The following is a 20,988-nucleotide window of genomic DNA, read 5'->3' as shown; positions in this document are numbered from 1 at the left end:
AGTTGCGTTTTACGTCAGTCTCGACAGGAGCAACGTAAGGTGAAAGATCAAGTACCAGCAGCGATGCCGCAGTGCTTTGAGAACTGGTGTCGTCGGTTTGATGATGTATTTTCGCGTCAGAAGCAGCGGCAGGAATTTCGTGTTTATCTAGGGGGACTGCTGGGTGAGAGTCAGCGCAAAAACCTGAGCCAACTGGTCACAAATACAGTAGATGGCTCCTACAACAGCCTCAGACATTTTCTCAACAATGCCCCTTGGGATGAAGTCAAGCTAAATAATCGGCGGTTGGAGGTGATGCACCAGTGTCGCCAGACGACCCCGAGTCAAGGTTTCACATTGATTGTAGATGATTCGGGACATCGCAAAAGTGGTGCGGCTACTGATGGGGTAGGACGGCAGTACATTGGGGAGATTGGCAAGACTGACAATGGTATTGTGCTGCTGACTACCTACTTGTATGATGGAGTGCGACGTCTGCCGTTAGATGTTGCACTCTATCAACACGCAAGTTTATTCGAGCAAGGCAAGGCAGACCCCAACTTCCAGAAAAAACCTGACCTGGCTCTAGACTTGGTTGACCAATGCTTGAAGCGCGGTTATCGACCGGGTGTGACTGTAATTGATGCAGGCTACGGTAATAACACGCCTTTTCTCAAGCAGTTGGAGTCGAGAAACCTAACTTACGTGGCAGCAATCGCCAAAAACCGCCAAGTTACTGCTCAAACATCAGGTGATGAGTCTGCTCGTAAGCAGGGATTAGAAGCTATTGCTCAAACCTTGGCAGTGGAGCAGTTCACACCTGTGCAACTCAATCTGGAGCAGCCCCGGACAGTTTGGGTGGCGCTGTTACCAGTTCACGTTCCGAAGCTCGAAGGCACTCGCTGGCTGGCGATTCAACTCAATGCCTCTAGTTTCGAGCAAGCGACGGAGGTGGATTACTTTCTCACCAATGCCTCTGACAACCAAGTCAGTGCGGCTTGGGTAGCTCAAACATATTCTGCTCGCAACTGGGTGGAGGTCTTCTATCGAGAAGCCAAGGGCTGGTTGGGTTTGAGTGAGTATCAAGTTCGGGATGCTCTGAGTATGAAGCGTCATTGGGTTTTAGTGTTCATCGCTTACACCTTCATCCTTTGGCATCAGTTGACCGGCGGATTCCGCAGACGTTGGGCAACCAAACCCTTACAAACCTTTGCCGAAGCATTGGAGGCATTCCGCACCGCAGTCGAGTTTCGTTTGGTCCGCTGGCTTAATGAGCATGTTGATGTATTTGCCTCTCACAGAGCTAAGTTCGGCTATATTTGGGCTTAGAAAGTTTTAAAGTCCCATTAGTTAAAGAAGAAGTTGCTGAAATTATAGTTTTGGATGACTTTACTCGCGGACAGCGCCAAAACTTAGCTCAAGCGCAAGAACGCGGACATTTAGTCATTGTCGAAGGTGACATTCGCGATCGCCAACTGCTTGCCGATATCATGCAAGGTGTGGATATCGTCTTCCACCAGGCAGCGATCCGCATCACTCAATGCGCTCAAGAACCCCGCCTAACGATGGAAGTTCTAGCTAATGGGACTTTCAACGTCCTAGAAGCGGCGGTCAATGCTGGAGTGAAAAAGGTAGTCGCTGCCTCCTCCGCCTCAATCTACGGCATGGCAGAAGCATTTCCTACTACTGAGAAGCACCATCCCTACAACAACCGCACGATTTACGGTGCAGCTAAGACTTTTAACGAAGGACTCCTACGCAGCTTCTACGACATGTACGGGTTGGACTACGTAGCCTTGCGTTACTTCAACGTTTACGGTCCGCGCATGGATATTTATGGCGTTTACACCGAAGTTCTGATTCGCTGGATGGAACGCATAGCCGCAGGTCAACCGCCACTGATTTTCGGTGATGGCAAGCAGACAATGGATTTTGTCTATATCGAAGATATCGCTAGAGCAAACATTTTGGCGGCTAAAGCCGATGTGACGGATGAAGTATTTAACATTGCTAGCGGTGTGGAAAGCAGTTTGAACGACCTTGCCTACAGTTTGGCTAGGGTGATGGGAGCGGATTTGCAGCCAGAGTACGGTCCAGAACGCAAAGTTAACCCCGTGCAGCGGCGACTAGCAGATCCGAGCAAAGCGAAAGAATTACTAGGTTTTGAAGCACAAGTCTCTCTAGAAGAGGGATTGTGTCAGCTCGTCAAATGGTGGCGCGAACAAAAGCTGGCAAAGGAAACAAGCAATGTCTGAACAGAGGCAAATCCCGATCGCCAAACCTTGGATGAGTGAAGCCGAGGCAGATGCCGCTAAGCGGGCGATTATGTCCGGCTGGGTGACGCAAGGACCCGAAGTCACCGCTTTCGAGCAAGAGTTTGCAGCCTATGTGGGGGCAAAGTCTGCTTGTGCGGTTTCTAACTGTACCACGGCATTACATCCAGCTTTGTTAGCCGTGGGCGTGCAGCCTGGGGATGAGGTCATTACCGTCAGTCATTCTTATATTGCGACTGCCAATAGTATCCGATACTGCGGTGCGATCCCCGTATTTGTCGATATCGAGCCGCATACTTACAACATTAATCCGACTTTAATTGAAGCGGTGGTGAGCGATTGCACCCGCGCGATTCTCGTCGTCCACCAGATGGGAATGCCTTGCGACCTCAAAGCGATTGTGGACGTTGCCGGTCGCTACAATTTACCAGTTATCGAAGATGCAGCCTGCGCCATTGGCAGTGAAATTCTCTGGGAAGGACAGTGGGAAAAAATCGGCAAACCACACGGCGATATTGCCTGCTTTTCCTTCCATCCCCGCAAGGTAATTACGACTGGTGATGGTGGAATGCTAACCACCAGCAATCCTGAATGGGAGCGGCAGTTTCGTCTGTGGCGACAACACGGCATGAGCGTTCCCGATACTATACGCCACGGCGCGAAACAAGTGATTTTCGAGACTTACCCGATGTTGGGCTACAACTACCGGATGACTGACATTCAGGCAGCAGTAGGACGGGAACAGCTCAAGCGCTTGCCGGAGATTGTCGCACGCCGCCGCTACTTAGCACAGCGATACCAACAACAGCTCTCAGAGGTGCGGGGCTTGAAATTGCCCACCGAGCCAAATTGGGCAAAAAGTAACTGGCAGAGCTATTGCGTCCGTCTACCAGAGGAATGCCACCAGGTGCAAGTCATGCAGGCGATGTTGGATGCAGGAATTTCCACGCGACGCGGGATTATGTGCGCCCATCGCGAAGAGGCATATCAAAGTGAAGCTTGGTCTTGCGGTAGCGATCGCCTAATAGAAAGCGAAGAAGCTACCGATCGCGCCATCATCTTACCACTTTTCCACCAAATGACCGAGCCGGAACAAGATCGCGCGATCGCGGTTTTGAAAACTGTTTGTCTTTAAGTGTTGTGCTGAGTGCAATCTAGCAGGAGCAGATCGAGAGAAAGTATATGGAAACACTAGCTAACAAAACACTCAGCCTTTGGCAAGCAGAAGGTCGCCGCCTGATCCCACAAAATTTTGCGGCGTTTCGCAGCCTGATCTCGCAAGCAAAAGACTTAGCGCAGCAAGGCAACTACGAAGCAGCAGCAGTGTACGGGCAGATTGCAGCCAACTACGCTCAATTGAACCATTGTGGTTTTTTCGTCAGCTCCGAGCTAGAGCAGCTCCTCCTCACCATTGGACGCAAGGCAATCCCGAGCGCTCTCGATCCTCAAAAGGATTCTTCGTTGCCCAAAACGGTGAAGCACGTACTTCACGTATCAACCCATCTTTCTAATATCGGTGGTATACCCAGATTAATGCGGCGCTGGATTCAACAGGATACCGAGCGATCGCACTCGGTTGCTTTAACGAGGCAAGCACCGAACGAAATTCCTCAAGACCTGAAAGATGCCGTATCCAATAGCCAGGGCAAGATCTACGTATTAAACGACCGCAGTGGCGGGATTATCTCTCGTGCCAAAAGGCTACGCGAATGTGCCGCAACCGCAGATATCGTCGTGCTACATACCTGGGAGTACGACGTTGTACCAACAATTGCATTTGCTAATAAAGCACAATCTCCAGCAATTGTCTATACAAATCACGGCGACCATTGGTTTTGGGTAGGAGCTGCTATCAGTGACGCGATCGCGAATCTCCGCGAGTCTGGAATGCATCTATCTCAACAGCGCCGAGGGATTGAGGCAAAACGTAACCTGCTTCTATCGACGATTTTAGAACCAGCTGATAGAAAACTGTCGCGATCGCAAGCCAAGCAACAACTTGGAATTGACGAAAACAGTATCATGCTGCTCTCCATTGCCAGAGCAGTTAAATATAAAACAGTTGATGGCGTTAATTTTGCTGATGCCCACGTTGAATTACTAAAGCGATACGATCGAGCGATCTTGGTTGCGATCGGTGCAGGTCATAGTGACGAAGATTGGTCGCCAGCGATCCAGCAAACCCAGGGAAGAATTCGAGTCTTGGGAGAAACTAAAGATACCGCTGTATTTTATCAAGCTGCCGACATCTATGTTGACTCGTTTCCTTTCGTTTCCATTACATCCATACTAGAAGCTGGCAGCTACGGCGTACCCTCAGTGAGCCGTTATCCATACTCCTCCGATCTATGCGGCGTTCTTGGCTCTGATATGCCTGGTTTGACTGGCAATTTGATTCGAGTGCGGGATCTCGAAGAGTATACAGCAGTTTTATCCCATTTAGTTGAAGATGAAGAGTTTCGTCTATCGCTTGGGGAAGCCACCAGAAATAAAATAGCCGCAACTCATTGGGGTAGTCATTGGCAGAATGCTTTGAACTGATCTTTATTCTTATGTTGTAGCTCTACCGAAAAAAGCTGCAACCTTAGATTTAATCGATGAGATGTCTTTAGGTGAGCCGGATCTCTTCTTACCAAGCGTCAATCAAACCGATATAAAAACAGTTATGCATTGGCATATGCCACTGATGCCATTCAAACAACGGCTACAGTTGTGGTTCAGATTGGTTAAAAAATACGGCTTTCGTAATAATCCGCTGAATGTTCTACTACCAGAAAAATTGCGATCGCGCTATTACTTATTGCGGCGCAACTACTTAGATTGGCGTTCTTTACAAAAACGCTAGATTTTCAGTTTTACAAATTCTATGCTTAAAAACTTACCACCAATTTATTTCTATATTCCGCAAAGCAAATTACCTGCTGGCGATTTACCGCAAACTGCTAATTTTTTCTGGCAGTGGCTGTCTTTTCACCGTTCGATATCTCCGATGGCGGGTGGCGGTTGTATTTGGACATTGCAAACTTATCTTTATCTCAATGATTATGGATTTCCTTGCCAATTAGTACAAACAATGCCCGATCGAGGGATTGTTTTATCTCACCGCGATTTTTTGGATGATTCTATACAGCCAAGTCCAAAATTACTGATTGTTTGCTTAAGAGCAGATGTGGATCGACATCCTTACGCACAGATGCATGTCGTGCAAAATCCGTACCAAGCAATACCCAGAAGATTTTTGACACTTTGGGAAAGTTACTTTATTCCTCACTGGACGCAATCTTCTCTCATGCCTCGCGATCCTCAGCGCGGAGATACTTTTGAAAATGTTGCTTTTATTGGAAATGAAACAAATTTAGTTTCTGAATTTCGAGGTCAGTTTTGGCACGAGCAACTAGACGTTTTAGGCTTGCGATTTCAGAAGAAACTCGCTCATGATTCTTGGCATGACTACAGTGATATTGATGTCGTCTTGGCTGTCAGAGAATTTGGTCGTAAAAATTATTTTAGAGGCAAGCCCGCATCAAAACTATATAATGCATGGCACGCTGGCGTACCAGCAATTTTAGGTTATGAATCTGCATTTCGAGCTGAGCGCAAAAGCGATCGCGATTATCTAGAAGCAACTTCTTTAACAGAGGTTATTTCATCGCTTAAGTGTCTTCGAGATAACAAAGAAATACGTCGCGCTATGGTTGAAAATGGTTGGATACGGGCTAAAGAAACACGAGCGGAGCAGATAGTTATAAAATGGCAGGATTTTTTGATAAATAGTGCAATTCCAGCCTATAGAAATTGGTGTTCGATGTCGCCTTGGCAACAGCAAGTCTTTTTTAATACACGTCGTTCTTTCCTTTCATTCCGCCCAAGTTACTACTTCCTAAAATCGCAGGTATTCAACTGTGTAGAAAAACTGTTCGCGGGAAAAGTAGCTTAACGTTCTCAAGTCGCAGATAGTAATTTTTACTTGAGTTTTGCATGTGTAAAATCACAAAAATATAAAAATATTGGTTTTAAGGTATAGGAATTATAAAAACCATGAAGATAGCATACACAACCACCTATAATGCTCGCTCTTTAGGTACGCAAGGCTGTAATGAATGGTCGGGAACAGGTTATTACATAGCTCAGTCACTCAAGCACCAGTTCGCCAGTGACATAGAGTATATTGGTTCTCTAAAAAATAAATTGACGTTGAAAGCTCGGCTAAAATTGAAGCGTCACTATCACGAGCTTTTTCACAAAACTTATATCAAAACTACGGAACCGATACTTCTTAAGAATTACGCCAATCAGGTTTCTAAAAAACTAGCTCAAAGCGATGCAAATATCATATTTAGTGCCACGGTAGATCCGATCGCCTATCTTGAATGCCAACAGCCAATTGTTTTCTGGGCGGATGCGACTTTTGCTAACTTAATAGATTTTTATCCCCAATATAGCAATCTATGTCAGGAGTCAATTAGCAACGGACATTTAATGGAAAAAACTGCTCTCCAGAAATCTAAGCTAGCAATTTATTCATCTGAATGGGCAGCTCAAACCGCTATTGAATATTACCAAGCCGATCCAGCAAAAGTAAAAGTTGTACCTTTTGGGGCAAACATTGAAAGTAGTAAAACTCTTTATGAAGTTAAAGATTTAATTGAACTCAGACCCTTAAAGCCATGTAAATTGCTATTTATTGGAGTTGATTGGTTCCGTAAGGGGGGAGATATTGCCCTTAAGGTTGCTCAGGAGTTAAATAACTTAGGTTTAAGTACAGAGCTAACAGTTATTGGCTCTCATCCTATTGTAGAAGGTTCTCTACCTAGTTTTGTTAAACCTTTGGGTTTTATTAGTAAATCTAGTCGCGAAGGTCAAGAGAAAATTCATCAACTTATTGGCGAATCTCACTTGCTAATTTTGCCCTCACTTGCAGATTGTTCGCCCATTGTTTTATGCGAAGCTAATTCACTAGGCGTGCCTTGTCTGTCCACTAAAGTTGGTGGAATTCCGACAATTATTAGAACAGGTTTAAATGGTGCAACATTTGACAAAGAAGCCGATATTTCGGATTACTGTAAATATGTAATTCATCTATTTACTAACTATAAAGAATACAAAGATCTGGCACTTTCTACCTTTAATGAATATCAGACGCGGCTTAACTGGAAGGTGGCTGGAAAAACCGTGAAAAAATTACTGGTAGACAACCTAAATTAGAACTGGAGAATTCAGGGGCTAATCTATTTGCTTTTAAGAGTTATTTGTAAGAGTTATTTCTATGAAAACTAAACTATTAGTTAGCATTGTCATCAATAACTATAACTACGAGCGCTTTTTAGCAGAAGCAATTGATAGTGCCTTAAGTCAAACTTATCCTCATACTGAAGTCATTGTTGTCGATGACGGATCTACAGATAATTCTCGCAATATTATTGCTAGTTACGGCGATCGCATCATTTCCATTCTGCAAGAAAATGGCAAACAAGCAGCCGCTTTTAATAGTGGATTTGCTATAAGTCAAGGTGAAATTATTATCTTCTTAGACTCTGACGATTATCTTTTTCCTCATACTGTCGAACGCATAGTTTCTATCTGGAAACCACATTTAGCTAAAGTACATTACCGCTTAAATGTAGTTGATACCTTTAGTCAATCTCTAGGATACTCCTGTCCGCAAGGTGCATTATTATCGACTGGCGAGGTATGGTGCAGATTACTAGAAGTTGGTGGTTATGCTAGCACGCCTACTAGTGGCAACGCACTTAATCGCAAAGCACTAGAACAAGTCTTCCCGATTCCCGATGAATATAAGCTAACCGCTGACGATTACTTATCAATTTCGATTCCTTTTTATGGAGAAGTAGCAGCAATTGAAGAACCTTTAGGTGTTTACCGAATTCATCATAGCAATCAGTGGGCTTTAGCTACAGTAACAGGCGATCGCTTTCAGAGATTTGTCCGGCACGATTTACAAAACTATTCCCTGCTATTACAAAAAGCAAGCGAATTAGGATATAAATTACCAAAAGATTTAGAACAAAGAGCTATCGGGCGATTATGGTCGCGGATTATTTCCTTACGGTTAGATCCTCAAAATCATCCAATTCCCTCAGATCGTCCTCTCTCACTTGTCTATCAGGGAATCCGTTCGCTTTGGAAATACTCGCACTTTAATTGGCAAAAACGATCGATCTATAGTCTCTGGTTTATTTGGGTGGGATTTATGCCTTTAGCTTTAGCAAAACCAGCGATCGCTTGGTTATACGCGCCGCATTTTCGCCCCAAAGCGATCGCTTGGATAATTAAAAAAATTCAGTCGCGGGCAAATCGAGCAGAGCTTTTCGCTAATCAAACATTAACTATTCAGAAATAATAAATAAATGAAAGTAGTAGAAAAAATTATTCATAGAAAAAAACAAGAACGTAAAAGTAACTCTTGTCTGCGCGTTCTTTTTGTCAGCCATGCCTATATAGTAGGTGTAAATCAGGGAAAACTTCAGGCGATCGCAGAAATTGATGGAATTGAAGTCGGTTTATTGGCTCCTAATAACTGGAAAGCATTGGAATGGAATCGCCGACTTGAACTAGAAAAACCGTACTCAAAAATCCAAATTTACAGCGCACCTGTGTTGTTTGCTGGTCGTGGCGGCGCTCATATTTACGCACCTTGGCGAGTTTGGCAAGTGCTGAACGATTTTCAACCTGACATAGTACAAGTCGAAGAAGAAGTCTTCTCAATGTGCGCGTTTGAACTAGCAATTTGGACGCGAATAATAAGCAAGCAATTAGTTGTGTTTGGTTGGGAAAATATGGATCGCAACCTACCCAGATTTCGCCATTGGGTGCGTCAATTTGTGCTGAATTCAGCCAGCGCCATCATTGCTGGAAATCATGAAGGAGCCGATTTATTGCGTCATTGGGGGTATACAAGAGAGATCGCAATTATGCCTCAGATGGGAGTAGACACGAATTTATTCGCGCCGCAATTATCCCAAGGCGATCGCCAAGAGTTTCATATCGGTTTTTTAGGACGATTTGTGGCGGGAAAAGGAATAGACATCTTATTTACCGCTGTTAGTCAACTGCGACAACGGGGTTTCAATTGTCGCGTTATCCTCTGCGGTTCTGGTACGAGTGAAGCAGATTTGCGTCAGGAAGCAGAAAAACAGCAGATTGCTGACTTGGTAATTTGGGAAAAAGCAGTACCACACGAAGCAGCACCGATCGCAATTGCACAATTTGACGTACTCGTACTTCCCTCACGCACGACTCCCACCTGGAAAGAACAGTTCGGTCATGTATTAATTGAAGCAATGGCAATGGGTGTGCCTGTTATCGGCTCTACCAGTGGCGAAATTCCTCACGCGATCGGACGAGCTGACTTAGTATTTCCAGAAGAAGACGCACATCAATTAGCAGCAATTTTAGAGCGGCTAATTTGCGAACCAAATTGGCGACAAGAAGTAAAAAGTTACTGTTTGAACAGAGTGCAACAGCACTACTCTCACGAACGAATTGCAGCACGATCGCTTCAACTATGGCAAACATTGAGGGAATGGGGAGTAGGGAATAGGGAGTGGGGAGCGATCACCGATCGCTGATAAATGATAACTAATAAGAGGTTTAAAAATGCGTGTTGCGATCGCACGAACAATGGCTGAATTTAGCATTGATGTCCATACCAACGGTTTAATTTCAGGACTCAAAGCTGTCCGTCCAGATTGGGAAATCATTGAATTAGCACCGCGTTCTTTCGATCGCACTAATTCATCCTGGTTGCTGAGAGTGCAGAAATACTACGAACGTTTCTGGCGCTATCCTCGTAAAGTTAAACAGCAAGTAGCAGATATTTTTCATATTATCGAACCTTGTGATGCTCATCTCGTCTATTGGTTAAAGCAGACTGGTCAACCTGCGATCGTTACTTGTCACGACCTGATTAACTTTTTCTACCGCGATAATCTTAAAGGTTCGGTACAATTACCGCTAGTTAGTAGAAATGCTTGGATCTATGCTGTTGAAGGTATGAAATATGCCGATCGCATCATTGCTGTTTCCAGTGCAACCGCTCAAGATACAGCTCAAATATTAGATATTGAGCCAGCGCGTATTAGTGTCATTCCTAATGCTGTTGAAGCCATATTTAGACCTCTACCTAAAGTGGAAGTTGAGTCATTTCGCGCTCGGCAGGTAATTGCAAAGGAAACATTTTGTCTTTTAAATGTTGGCGTAAATCATCCCCGTAAAAATCTTTCTAAGATTTTACAAGCAGTAGCAGTTTTAGTTCAACAAGGTTTGCCAATACAATTTTGGAAAGTAGGGTCGGATTTTAACACCGAGCAAAAAGAGTTTATCCAAAGTCATAACTTAACCAAATGGATTAAATATTTTGGAAAACCAGATAAATCCACCTTAATACAGTTATATAATGCTGCTAATGTTCTAATTGCTCCTTCATTACACGAAGGGTTTGGAATCACTATTTTAGAAGCAATGGCTTGCGGTACTCCTGTCATTACTTCTAATGTCTCTGCTATGCCTGAAGTTGTTGGTGATGCTGGAATTTTAGTTAACCCAAACAATCCGATAGAAATTGCAGACGCAGTAATTTGTCTGCAAAAAGATCCGATGTACTATCAAGAGCTTGTAAACAAAAGTTTGCACAGAGTTAAGTCATTCACCTGGGAAAAAACAGCAGAGCAAGTAGCTAAAGTTTATGAAGAATTACTAAGTGCTAGATCGTCCAGTAATCGGAGTGTTTCTAATAATTAATTAAAAATTACAACGAGGAAAAAGTAGTAAAATGATTGCAATGTCTACAAAAGATTTAGTTAGAAGAACATTACCCCCTTCGGCTGTTATTCACTTAATGGCTGCGATGCACTACCGTAAAGGTGAGCCTGAGTTAAAAATACTTAAATCGCTTGTCGATCGGCAGAAAAACAGTATCGACATTGGGGCAAATAAAGGAATTTATACTTATTTTCTAGCTCGGCTTTCGCGCCATGTATTTGCTTACGAACCCAATCCAGAACTAGCAGAATTTATTCATAAATCGGGTCGTTCCAATGTGAGTGTTTACGCGATCGCTCTTTCCAATCGGTCGGGACAAGCAAATTTATCAATCCCACTTGTCGATAACTTTTTATACGACCAACTTGGAAGCTTAGAAGAAAAAGCTGTTCCTCAAGGTAGTAAAACATATCAAGTTCCATTAAAAATACTTGACGAGCAAGGTCATACAAACGTTGGTTTTATCAAAATTGACGTAGAGGGACATGAAGCGGCTACAATTGATGGAGCCAAAAATTTATTGATAGCTCAACGTCCAAATCTTCTGATTGAAATTGAACAAAAACATCATCCAGATTGCGATATTTCTGAGATATTTGCGAAAATTCTAGCTTTAGGTTACAAAGGTTTCTTCTTGCTAGATGGAGAGTTTAAGAGTTTAGATAACTTCTCTCTCAGAAAACACCAAAACATCGAGAATTATGCCGGGTTATCCTCTCTAGGAAAAACGTATATCTGCAACTTTATTTTCCAGCCTTCCCAAAGCTAGTTAACGCAAAATCTTATAACCTTATTCCCGCTCCCGACCATGAAAATATTAATATCTGCATACTCCTGCGAACCAGGTATGGGTTCTGAACCTGGTGTAGGGTGGAATATTGCTCGCGAAGCTGCTAAATATCACGAAGTCTGGGTACTCACTCGACCTGACGAAAGTCAGAATGAGATTGAGGCAGAACTAGCACGTAACCCCATTCCCAACCTTCACTTTATTTATTTCACTCTCCCCTTTTGGCGTGACAGCCGCCGATGGGGACAATCTGGTGGAATACAACTGCATTATTACTTATGGCAAATTCAAGCATATTTTGTTGCTCGTCGCCTGCATCAGAAAATTAGCTTTGACCTGATGCACCATGTTACTTTTATGAAGTACAGCATTCCTTGCTTTCTATCTTTGCTACCATCTCCCTTCATCTGGGGACCAGTAGGAGGTGGAGAGTCTGCGCCGAATACCTTCTGGGAGGATTTTAGCTGGAAAGCCAAAATTTACGAAATTACCCGTAGCTTAATTCGCAAGTTGGGAGAGCTAGATCCCTTCGTACATCTGACTACTAAAAAGAGTACTGTAGTCCGAGCAACAACCAAAGATACAGCCGAGCGGCTCCATAAAATAGGCGCAAAGCAGGTACAAATCTTGCCAGGATTCGGATTACCTGAAGAAGATATGGCGCTTCTGACTCAATATGAAATACCTGACGAAACACAAGTCAGGTTTATCAGTATCGGTAGGCTTTTACACTGGAAAGGCTTTCATCTGGGACTACGTGCCTTCGCTCAAGCAAATTTACCTAATACAGAGTACTGGATTGTGGGAGAAGGACCGGAATGCGATCGCCTGCAAATTCTAGCACGAGATTTGGGCATCGATCGCAAAGTAAAATTCTGGGGCAAATTACCGCGTGAAAAAGCTTTAGACCTCTTAAGAGATTGCCACGTATTAGTTCATCCCAGTTTGCACGATTCTGGAGGATGGGTATGTATGGAAGCAATGGCAGCAGGTCGTCCCGTTCTCTGTTTGGATTTAGGAGGTCCAGCAATTCAGGTAACAGAGGAAACTGGTTTTAAGGTTCCAGCTCTCGAACCATATCAAGCTGTACGCGACCTCGCAGCCAGCATGATTCACTTAGTTAAAGATCCAGAACTGAGAATTAGTATGGGTCTTGCTGGACGAAACCGAGTCAGTCAAAACTATAGCTGGAACGTTATCGGCGAAGATTTGAACAAGCTTTATACAGAAGCCAGGAGTCAGAAGCCAGGAGCCAGAATGACTAAATAACTCCTAAAATCCTGCGCCTCTTAGAGGCAGCTCTTCATACATAGCAATACATATTTAAGGGAGCATCTCGATATGCATATTCTCATTGCTGCTTTACACAGACCTTCTAAGCCAACTGGTGTTTGCAGACACGCTACAAATTTAGCTCAATGCTTAGCTGATACAAACGAGGTCACTAAAGTAACTTTGATAGTAGGAGCATGGCAGAAGCATTATTTTAAAACATTTTTTAGCTCCAAAAAAATTAATTTGCTCGAAATAGATATTGAGAATAGTGCGTTGGCAAGAAATATGTGGTTTTTATTTGGTTTACCGAAATTGGCTAACCGTCTCTTGCCTGACTTAGTTTATATGTCATTTCCTTTCCCCTTTGTAAGAACGCTGTTCTCATCTCCTGTAATTTCTACGATTCACGATTTATATCCTTATGAAAGTCCTGAAGTCTTTGGATATCCAAATGCAATTTTCAACTGTTTATTTCTGAAGCAATGTCTAACAAATAGCAACGGTCTAGTTTGCGTGTCTAAATCTACTGCAAATAGCCTGAAATTATATTTTCCAAATCTTCATCTACGTAAACTAGTAACTGTTATTTATAACTACGTGAGTTTGGAAGGCTTAAAATCTAATTCGTTAATTCACTTGCCAATTAGCGATCGCGATTCTTTTCTATTGAGTATTGCTCAACATCGAAGCAATAAAAATATCAACATAGCAATTCAAGCTTTTTGCTCGTTAATTAAAAACAAGTATTTAAAAACTACGACTAAACTAGTTATTGTGGGCAACAATGGACCTGAAACCGAAAAAATTCAGCAGTTAATTAATCGACTCTCTCTTCAAGAGCGGGTGCTAATGCTTGATTCTATCGAAGATAGTGAATTATGCTGGCTGTATCAAAATTGTGAAATGTTTATTGCCCCTTCGTCGCAAGAAGGTTTTTGTTTACCTCTAGCAGAAGCTCTGCATTTTTCTTGTAAGGTAGTTTGCTCCGACATTCCAATATTTAGGGAAATTGGTTCCTCCAACTGTACTTACTTTGACTTGCAAGGAGATCCAGTAAAAAATCTCTCTCAAGCAATGATTAATGCTTTAGAAAAACCTCTCAATCAAACTGCAAAAGACCTTCGCTTTTCTAAATCGGATGTAGCCGCTCGTTATCTGAAATTTTATGCTGCGATCGCTAGAAAAAATCCATTACATGTCGGTTTTTTACAACGAGTGCAAACTAGTTTTAATAAAATCAGTACCAGCAACCAAAATCAATCTACATCGAAAGTCAAAAAGTTTAATCAATAAGCAGGTGAACGTAGATATTTATCGTGGAGAAAAAGCAGAAGCTAAAAAGAAAATAGATTCGCTCTTTAATTATGTCCGAATACTTAACTCCAAAGATTTAGTGGAGGGAAATGAATAGATGCAACCCTTACCTCAAAAAATGGATTTAGCGCTCGGTACTAGAACCATAGCAAAAAAGAAGTATATTATTAAGAGTTCAACTCTTATATTTTTTGCCTTTGCTACTGCTTTTTATTCTCGAATTTTTTGTACTATAACTCGCGCCCCTTCATTTCTCAATTTTTTTCACTTTGTTACAGTTGGGTTTGTGCTTGCAGTAGTGCTAGTCACTAACCGCAGCAAGGATCGTAAGCAAATGGCGATCGCCAGTTTGCTTTCATCTGCTATTCTGGTTCTGCTGGGAGCCATGCTTGTTAGTGCGCTTGTCAATAACGCAGGTTTTATTAATGTAGTTTTTAACTTTTTAATTCTTGCTGAACCATATCTGTTACTACTAGCAATAGTCTGTATTCCTCTATCATCCGCTAGCATTAAAAAAATCAGAGATTGGACGTTAATTTCGGCTTTGATTAACTTTTTATTAGCTGAAATTCAAAAACCTTTATTAAGTGCTGGCTTACTATTTGCAGCAAATGGAATGGATGAAACGGATGGCGTTCAAGGAGTTTTCTTTGCGACAGGAGCAGGAGGTTATGTCTCCACTGCCGTTTCCGTAAGTGCTGCTTTATATTTCTTGCTTTTTTTTAAGACAACTCCCCTCTGGCTACGAATACTTAGCTTAATTGGTGCAGTTCATCAAATATTGATTGCAGATACAAAACAGGTAATTTTAACTTCAGCATTAGCTTGGATGTTGTTAGGTTTGAGCCAAACTCGAAATGTTAAAAAGTTTTTAATGTATGCAACCTGTATCGTTCTCGCGATCGCCGCTTTTATTTGGGCTGCATATAATCTAGAAGCTTTTGAAGTCTATAAATATTGGTTTTCTCGCTCCGATATATATGAGAATTCTGAAACTGGCGGACTTGCCGTGAAAACGGAAGGAATTCGCATGGTACTCGCCCACTGGCGATCGCCCCTCAATTGGTTATTTGGGCTTGGACCAGGGCATACACTAGGCAGATTAGGAGGATGGTCAATTCGAGAGTATTGGCACTTATTAAGCCCGCTAGGAGCTTCAAATCCTCCTCTATATGACGATATCTGGAAGTTTATCAATGGGAATTGGATTGCTTTGACAACAACCTTGTATGTTCCTTTGTTCAGTTGGGCGGGAATTTGGGGAGATTTAGGTTGGTTTGGGCTAGGAACTTATTTGTATCTTGGCTTCATTGTATGGCGCAATCTTTGCTTAGATGATTTCAGTAGGTTTCTCGTACTTACTGTAGTAGTTTACGGTTTTTTTCTGACTCAAATGGAGGAACCAGGTTTTATGCTTACTATCGCTCTTTTAATCGGTCTGCGATGGCATGAAAACAGAAAAATAGCGTTAAAACAGTAACGGTTACTACACGTTCGTATTAAAACTAACTTAATTTACTAAAGTTTCCGACATCACCGTTGCAATCTAGAGCCAGCTTTCCAAATCTTAGCGCCCCGTTCGTATGCCCCGATATCGGGGGCGCTACCCACAAACCCATCTGTCACCCCAGTAATCGCCATGCCTGCATCGATCGCGGGCGAACCAGATTGTAAGGTAAAATCTGGGAGAGATTTTGAATCTGTTGTAACAGCTTTGGTAAACTTTGGATCGGTCGACTGGAATAAATTGTGAGACTGTTGGCTGGCAGTTATACTCGTCGAACTCCGAAAAATATTGTTGCGAGCTTCAACAGTTTTATCTGTATATATTGAACCGAGAAACGTATTGTTGAAAATCCGATTGTATCCGCGTGGACTACCTGCGACTAGATAAAAGCTATCTTTGCCTCCCGTAATGTTCCATACAACATTGTGGTGAATGGTACTGTTGTAGCTTTCGATATCTAAATAGATGCCTCGCGTTCCCCAAAACGGACTGAATGCTTGAGTATCTCGAATCCAATTGTGATGAATCGCTCCACCTGAAAGATTGACGTAGCAACAAATATAGATTGCCCCTAAGTCGGTACTCAACATGCCAAAGCGAGAAATATCGTTGTAAGCAATATCGATTTTGTTACCATCGAAACCTGCGGTATGCCAATCAAAACTGATGGCATCGCGTCCCGCTGCTTCGATTGTATTGTAAGTAATCCGGTGATTAGTACCGTTAATGCGGACTGGGGCGGCGTAAGATGCCATGTAATTGCTGTTAGCAATAATATTATTCGTCACTCTATGCCCTGTGCCTTCTAACAATACGCCATTGCCAGAACTCCATTCCACAACTGAGTTTTTCAGCGTATGCTTGCTACCCCGTAACTGTATACCAGTGTCGTGTGCGTGAGATGCAACGATTAAACCATCATCAGAATTAGGTGCTTGCTCGGACTTCGGTAATGGTGGTAGAGTCATGTGGTGCGATATGTACTTAGCGTGGATGCCATCAATCACGACACCTTGACTCGCATCACTCGTGGTAACAGTACTGGCAAAAAGCTTCAAATTGCGCAGTACGATATAAGAGCGATCGCCCAGATCGAAAGCAAAGTTACGCTGCTTGACCTCTACTGAGTTGGGACTTGCACCACCTGGAGTCCAGAGATAAAGAGTGCGATCGCTACCATCATAAAACCATTCGCCTTCGCTATCGAGCAGCCCCAACTTCCCTACCAGATAGAACCAATACCCACCTCGATCCCAAGGGGCAGTCATTTGTGCCGTCAGCTTTCCTGCCGTACCACCCGTTATCGTCCCCGTCCGGGTGACATACCAATCGTTAGTCCATACCGTAGCACCAGCCCAACCCTCTGCTAAATTGGGAATTTCAGCGTTTTCTACCATAGCAGCATTACCACCCTGGCTTCTAACACCACCACCCGCTAGTTTCGGACGCAACGGATCTCTTCCCGTGTTGGGCCACCGCGCTTCTGGCATCATCTCGCCATTGACAAATACTTGATTGGCAAAAAAGCCCGTATCGTTATATTTACTTGTAGGTAAAGATGCATTCGCACGGAAAATAGAACCGCGAAACACCTGCCATCCTTCAACCGGATTTGTACCGGAGATCGTTACGTCCTCTTTGTTGTACGCTGCAAATGTTATCGGTGTAGTCGATGATGTACCTGAAACTGCGGGGCGAACTGTTTCGCGATAAATTCCAGCTCTCAACAAGCAGGAATCACCAGGCTGAGCGACACTAGCACACTTTTGCACTGTTTGAAATGGGCGCTCCAACGTACCAGGATTATTGTCTGAGCCTGTTGAGGCGACGAAATACTGACGAGCAACATTCGCAGCATCAAGTGGCGAACTACTGAGTAAATATCCATGAGGATTATCAGAGCGCTCCGAGGCAGATATACTGAAGCTGATAAGAATACCAGTGGCAAACAATAAAATTCTAAACTTATTCATGCGATCGCCCGTGAAGCCATAGCTCGGAGTCCATCTATGTTGTATTGAAATGGCTTAAGTTAGTGCCATCGTATTCACGGAATACTTGAGGGCTGGATAAATTTTTGATTGTTTTAACCAGATGGTGCAAATACAAGTACGGGTAGAGACTGAGAGATTACAAACGGAAAACTTTTCCCTCAATGCTGATTACCCAAGGAGTACCATTCGGTTCGACTGCTATGCCAGTAGCAGCACCAGGGAGTGTCGTCCACTTAGAGCCTTGGCGCGAAAGTATTTCAAAACCACCAGCGCCAACTGGCTTGCAGCCAAGTATCCAAACAGAGCCATTTTCTCCTACTCCGATATCCTTCGCGCAACCGGAAACTTGTTGCCAACTATTGCCACTGCGTTTGTAAATCTGTCCGCTGGAATTGACAATCCAAGGAGTACCATTCGGTTCGACTGCTATGCGTGCAGCAGCGCCTTCAACTCGATTCCATTGGGAACCTTGCCATGAGAGAATTTCAAAATCCTTAGCTCCAGATTGCTTGCAACCTAATACCCAAACAGAGTCATTTCCTACTGCAATATCTCTCGCACAACCTGCAACTTGTTCCCATCCATTGTTACCGTTGCCTTTGTAGATTTGTCCGCCTGAGTTGGTTATCCAAGGAGTACCATTTGGTTCGACTGCTATGTCGCTACCAAAACCTGGCATCATATCCCACTTAGAACCGTTCCAGGTAAATAAGTAAAAATCCCCAGAGTCATTCGCTTTACCGCAGCCTACCATCCAAACAGAAGTATTGTTGCCAACTCCAAGATCTTTTGCACACACGCCAGGAAATTGCTTCTGTACCGATGTTGCTCGATCTGCGCATTGGGTAGTTACGGATGCTAAACATGACAAAACAATGATTTTAAAAATCGTTCGTCCTAATTGAAAACGCATAGATGGTTAATTGAATTATATGATTTGTATGGCGGAAAAATTTGCTATTTCGATTGCATCTTCATATATCTATCATCAGATACTTGTCCTTGCAGAAGAAAAAAAATAAGAGATATTTTATAATCGATTCCTAGTCGAGTGTTTCGATCGCTATAGTTCCGATCGCAGTTGTTACAGATAAGATCGAGAGAGAAAAGCGCGATCGCACTCAATTAAGACTCAAAATGACAAATCTGCGGCAATCAAATTCTAAAATTAATCAATTTCAGCCGATCGTCAAAAAACTAACGCGCGTCTTGCGGATTAGCGCCACCTTACTCACCTCATATTACGCTTATATGCTGGAATATCGGGCAGAGCTATTTTTATGGGCTTTGTCTGGTAGCCTACCGCTGATCTTAATGGGGGTATGGACGCAAGCAGCCCAAAGCGGACAATTCGGCTTATCGCCTATAGACTTTGCCCGTTACTTCCTCACGGTATTTCTGATCCGACAGTTTACTGTGGTCTGGGTCATTTGGGAATTTGAGAAAGAAGTCGTCGAGGGACGGCTATCTCCCCGCTTGCTTCAACCTTTAGATCCGGTATGGCATCATGTATTTTCTCATATTTCTGAAAGATTTGCTCGCTTACCATTTGCGATCGCCCTTGTCGGTTTGTTTTTCTTCCTCTATCCCCAAGCGTTTTGGATACCGAGTTTAGGTAGTTCGATCTTATTTATAATTGCCGTTCTGCTGGCTTTTGCGCTGCGGTTTCTGATCCAATATACTTTTGCTTTGTTTGCTTTTTGGACGGAAAGAGCAAATGCAATTGAAAATTTCTGGTTTCTATTTTACCTGTTTTTCTCGGGACTAATTGCACCTTTAGAGACCTTTCCGCCAATTGTGCGCGATATTGTTCTATGGACTCCTTTTCCCTATCTGATTCATTTTCCTACTTCCTTAATCGTGGGTTTACCAGAAAATGTAGGGCGGGGTTTTTTAATTACAGTAGGTTGGTGCGCGCTATTTTTCGGCTTAAATCGTTGGCTGTGGCGACGGGGGTTAAAGCAGTATTCTGGGATGGGGGCTTAAGAGATGATGTCGCGCAAAGGCGCAAAGGCGCAAAGCAATCTTGGCGACTTTGCGTCTTTGCGTGAGATTAATTAAAAGACTTGAACTATTGCGAAAAAGAGGGATGTCAACTTTTACTGTAGTTCGGGTTGTAGTCTATACACTCATTCTAATTAAGATATGTTAAGCTTGGCTCGAACCCTCAGCCTTCCCAGACGATGACCATGCTAGCAGCGATTCTCTACGATCTCGACGGTACGATTGTCAATACCGATCCACTGCACTTTCGCATATGGCAAGCACTCTTGAAAGAGCATGGTATAGAGATCGATGAAGAGTTCTATAAAAATCGCATGAGTGGCAGGCTGAATCCATTTATCGTGCGAGATTTATTTCCAGAATTCTCTTCAGAAGAGGTGATAAAATTTAGCGATCGCAAAGAAGCAGAGTTTCGAGAACTAGCAGCGGAATTGACACCAATACCAGGACTGTTAGAAGTGATTGCTTGGGCTGATGAAAGGGGAATCAAACAAGCCGTAGTCACAAATGCTCCTCCAGAAAACGCTAAGCACATGTTGAGCGTTTTGAACTTAGAACACAGATTCGAGCGGGTGTTTGTCTCGCAAGAAATCGGCATGGCAAAACCCGATCCTGGACCCTATCTCTACGCACTGGCTTACTTTGGCTTAAATGCTCAGCAAGCGCTTGTATTTGAAGATTCTCCCTCGGGAATTCGTTCAGCCGTGGGTGCAGGAATACCCACAGTAGGCATTGCCTCTTCTCAGACACCAGACGAGCTTGACAATCTAGGTGTAATGCTAGCTATTCCTGATTTTACCGACTCCCAACTTTGGGGACTATTGGGCGACAGATAATACAAACAACGATCTTTGTGTAATCAGTTGTTTCACATGTAATTTGCCTACAAATAGCAGCCAAAAGCCTGACTAGAAATACATTTTCCCCTTTCTACTTTTAACTTTTAACTTTTGACTTGCTTAACAGGGACTTGCTCAAATCGGCTTGCTGGTAGTAATATTCTTGACTGTATTTCTACATCCGCACAACTCAAGCATCTTTCATTTGTCTTTCAGAACTACCAAACGACCG

At 43.2% G+C, this 20,988-nt stretch carries 18 protein-coding genes; 16 read left to right on the top strand and 2 right to left on the bottom strand.

All coding sequences use genetic code 11. The annotated features are described in order from the left end of the window. Positions 1–39: 39 nt before the first annotated feature. From N4J56_RS31390 to N4J56_RS31325, 14 genes are all read left to right on the top strand, one after another. Positions 40–1,308 carry an IS701 family transposase gene (locus N4J56_RS31390; RefSeq protein WP_317104593.1) on the top strand — a complete coding sequence of 423 codons (1,269 nt, stop codon included), beginning with the start codon at positions 40–42 and terminating at the stop codon, positions 1,306–1,308. Continuing rightward, complete coding sequence (locus N4J56_RS31385; RefSeq protein WP_317110282.1) at positions 1,299–2,234, top strand: NAD-dependent epimerase/dehydratase family protein; 936 nt, start codon at positions 1,299–1,301, stop codon at positions 2,232–2,234. The genes N4J56_RS31390 and N4J56_RS31385 overlap by 10 nt, the downstream gene beginning before the upstream one ends. Continuing rightward, positions 2,227–3,387: a DegT/DnrJ/EryC1/StrS family aminotransferase gene (locus tag N4J56_RS31380; protein WP_317110281.1), complete on the top strand. Its 1,161-nt coding sequence runs from the start codon at positions 2,227–2,229 to the stop codon at positions 3,385–3,387. The genes N4J56_RS31385 and N4J56_RS31380 overlap by 8 nt, the downstream gene beginning before the upstream one ends. Positions 3,388–3,434: 47 nt before the next feature. Beyond that, complete coding sequence (locus tag N4J56_RS31375; RefSeq protein WP_317110279.1) at positions 3,435–4,793, top strand: glycosyltransferase family 4 protein; 1,359 nt, start codon at positions 3,435–3,437, stop codon at positions 4,791–4,793. Positions 4,794–4,854: 61 nt separating this feature from the next. After that, complete coding sequence (locus tag N4J56_RS31370) at positions 4,855–5,097, top strand: hypothetical protein (protein ID WP_317110277.1); 243 nt, start codon at positions 4,855–4,857, stop codon at positions 5,095–5,097. Positions 5,098–5,118: 21 nt separating this feature from the next. Then, positions 5,119–6,189, top strand: coding sequence for a hypothetical protein (locus tag N4J56_RS31365; RefSeq protein WP_317110275.1), 1,071 nt, complete (start codon positions 5,119–5,121; stop codon positions 6,187–6,189). A 101-nt stretch (positions 6,190–6,290) separates the two neighbouring features. Beyond that, positions 6,291–7,457, top strand: a complete 1,167-nt coding sequence (locus tag N4J56_RS31360) for a glycosyltransferase (protein WP_317110273.1) — start codon at positions 6,291–6,293, stop codon at positions 7,455–7,457. A gap of 61 nt (positions 7,458–7,518) precedes the next feature. Beyond that, positions 7,519–8,613 (top strand): glycosyltransferase family 2 protein, encoded by a 1,095-nt coding sequence (locus N4J56_RS31355; RefSeq protein ID WP_317110271.1) that lies wholly within the window; start codon positions 7,519–7,521, stop codon positions 8,611–8,613. Positions 8,614–8,620: 7 nt separating this feature from the next. Then, entirely contained in the window at positions 8,621–9,841 is a 1,221-nt protein-coding gene (locus N4J56_RS31350) for a glycosyltransferase (RefSeq protein ID WP_317110270.1), read from the top strand. Between the two features lie 28 nt (positions 9,842–9,869). Beyond that, the gene (locus tag N4J56_RS31345) at positions 9,870–11,012 is read left to right on the top strand and encodes a glycosyltransferase family 1 protein (RefSeq protein WP_317110268.1); all 1,143 of its coding nucleotides are present in this window, start codon (positions 9,870–9,872) and stop codon (positions 11,010–11,012) included. A 40-nt stretch (positions 11,013–11,052) separates the two neighbouring features. Continuing rightward, entirely contained in the window at positions 11,053–11,802 is a 750-nt protein-coding gene (locus N4J56_RS31340) for an FkbM family methyltransferase (RefSeq protein WP_317110266.1), read from the top strand. A gap of 39 nt (positions 11,803–11,841) precedes the next feature. Further along, positions 11,842–13,092, top strand: a complete 1,251-nt coding sequence (locus tag N4J56_RS31335; RefSeq protein WP_317110264.1) for a glycosyltransferase family 4 protein — start codon at positions 11,842–11,844, stop codon at positions 13,090–13,092. A 72-nt stretch (positions 13,093–13,164) separates the two neighbouring features. Beyond that, positions 13,165–14,391, top strand: coding sequence for a glycosyltransferase family 1 protein (locus N4J56_RS31330; RefSeq protein WP_317110262.1), 1,227 nt, complete (start codon positions 13,165–13,167; stop codon positions 14,389–14,391). Positions 14,392–14,698: 307 nt separating this feature from the next. Beyond that, positions 14,699–15,892: a hypothetical protein gene (locus tag N4J56_RS31325; RefSeq protein WP_317110260.1), complete on the top strand. Its 1,194-nt coding sequence runs from the start codon at positions 14,699–14,701 to the stop codon at positions 15,890–15,892. Between the two features lie 53 nt (positions 15,893–15,945). On the opposite strand, the gene N4J56_RS31320 is transcribed toward N4J56_RS31325, so the two are convergent. Both N4J56_RS31320 and N4J56_RS31315 read right to left on the bottom strand, forming a co-directional pair. Further along, positions 15,946–17,892 carry a right-handed parallel beta-helix repeat-containing protein gene (locus N4J56_RS31320; RefSeq protein WP_317110259.1) on the bottom strand — a complete coding sequence of 649 codons (1,947 nt, stop codon included), beginning with the start codon at positions 17,890–17,892 and terminating at the stop codon, positions 15,946–15,948. Positions 17,893–18,049: 157 nt separating this feature from the next. Continuing rightward, the gene (locus N4J56_RS31315) at positions 18,050–18,826 is read right to left on the bottom strand and encodes a tectonin domain-containing protein (protein WP_317110258.1); all 777 of its coding nucleotides are present in this window, start codon (positions 18,824–18,826) and stop codon (positions 18,050–18,052) included. 338 nt (positions 18,827–19,164) lie between these two features. On the opposite strand from N4J56_RS31315, the gene N4J56_RS31310 reads away from it, so the two are divergent. Further along, positions 19,165–19,899, top strand: coding sequence for an ABC transporter permease (locus N4J56_RS31310; RefSeq protein ID WP_410500650.1), 735 nt, complete (start codon positions 19,165–19,167; stop codon positions 19,897–19,899). Positions 19,900–20,102: 203 nt separating this feature from the next. Beyond that, complete coding sequence (locus N4J56_RS31305; RefSeq protein WP_317110255.1) at positions 20,103–20,753, top strand: HAD-IA family hydrolase; 651 nt, start codon at positions 20,103–20,105, stop codon at positions 20,751–20,753. The last annotated feature ends 235 nt before the right edge of the window (positions 20,754–20,988 follow it).

Origin of the sequence: Chroococcidiopsis sp. SAG 2025 (genome assembly GCF_032860985.1) — a bacterium.
GTDB lineage: Bacteria > Cyanobacteriota > Cyanobacteriia > Cyanobacteriales > Chroococcidiopsidaceae > Chroococcidiopsis.
Note: the sequence above shows the minus strand (reverse complement) of the source record. Positions and strands in the feature narration are given on the sequence as shown.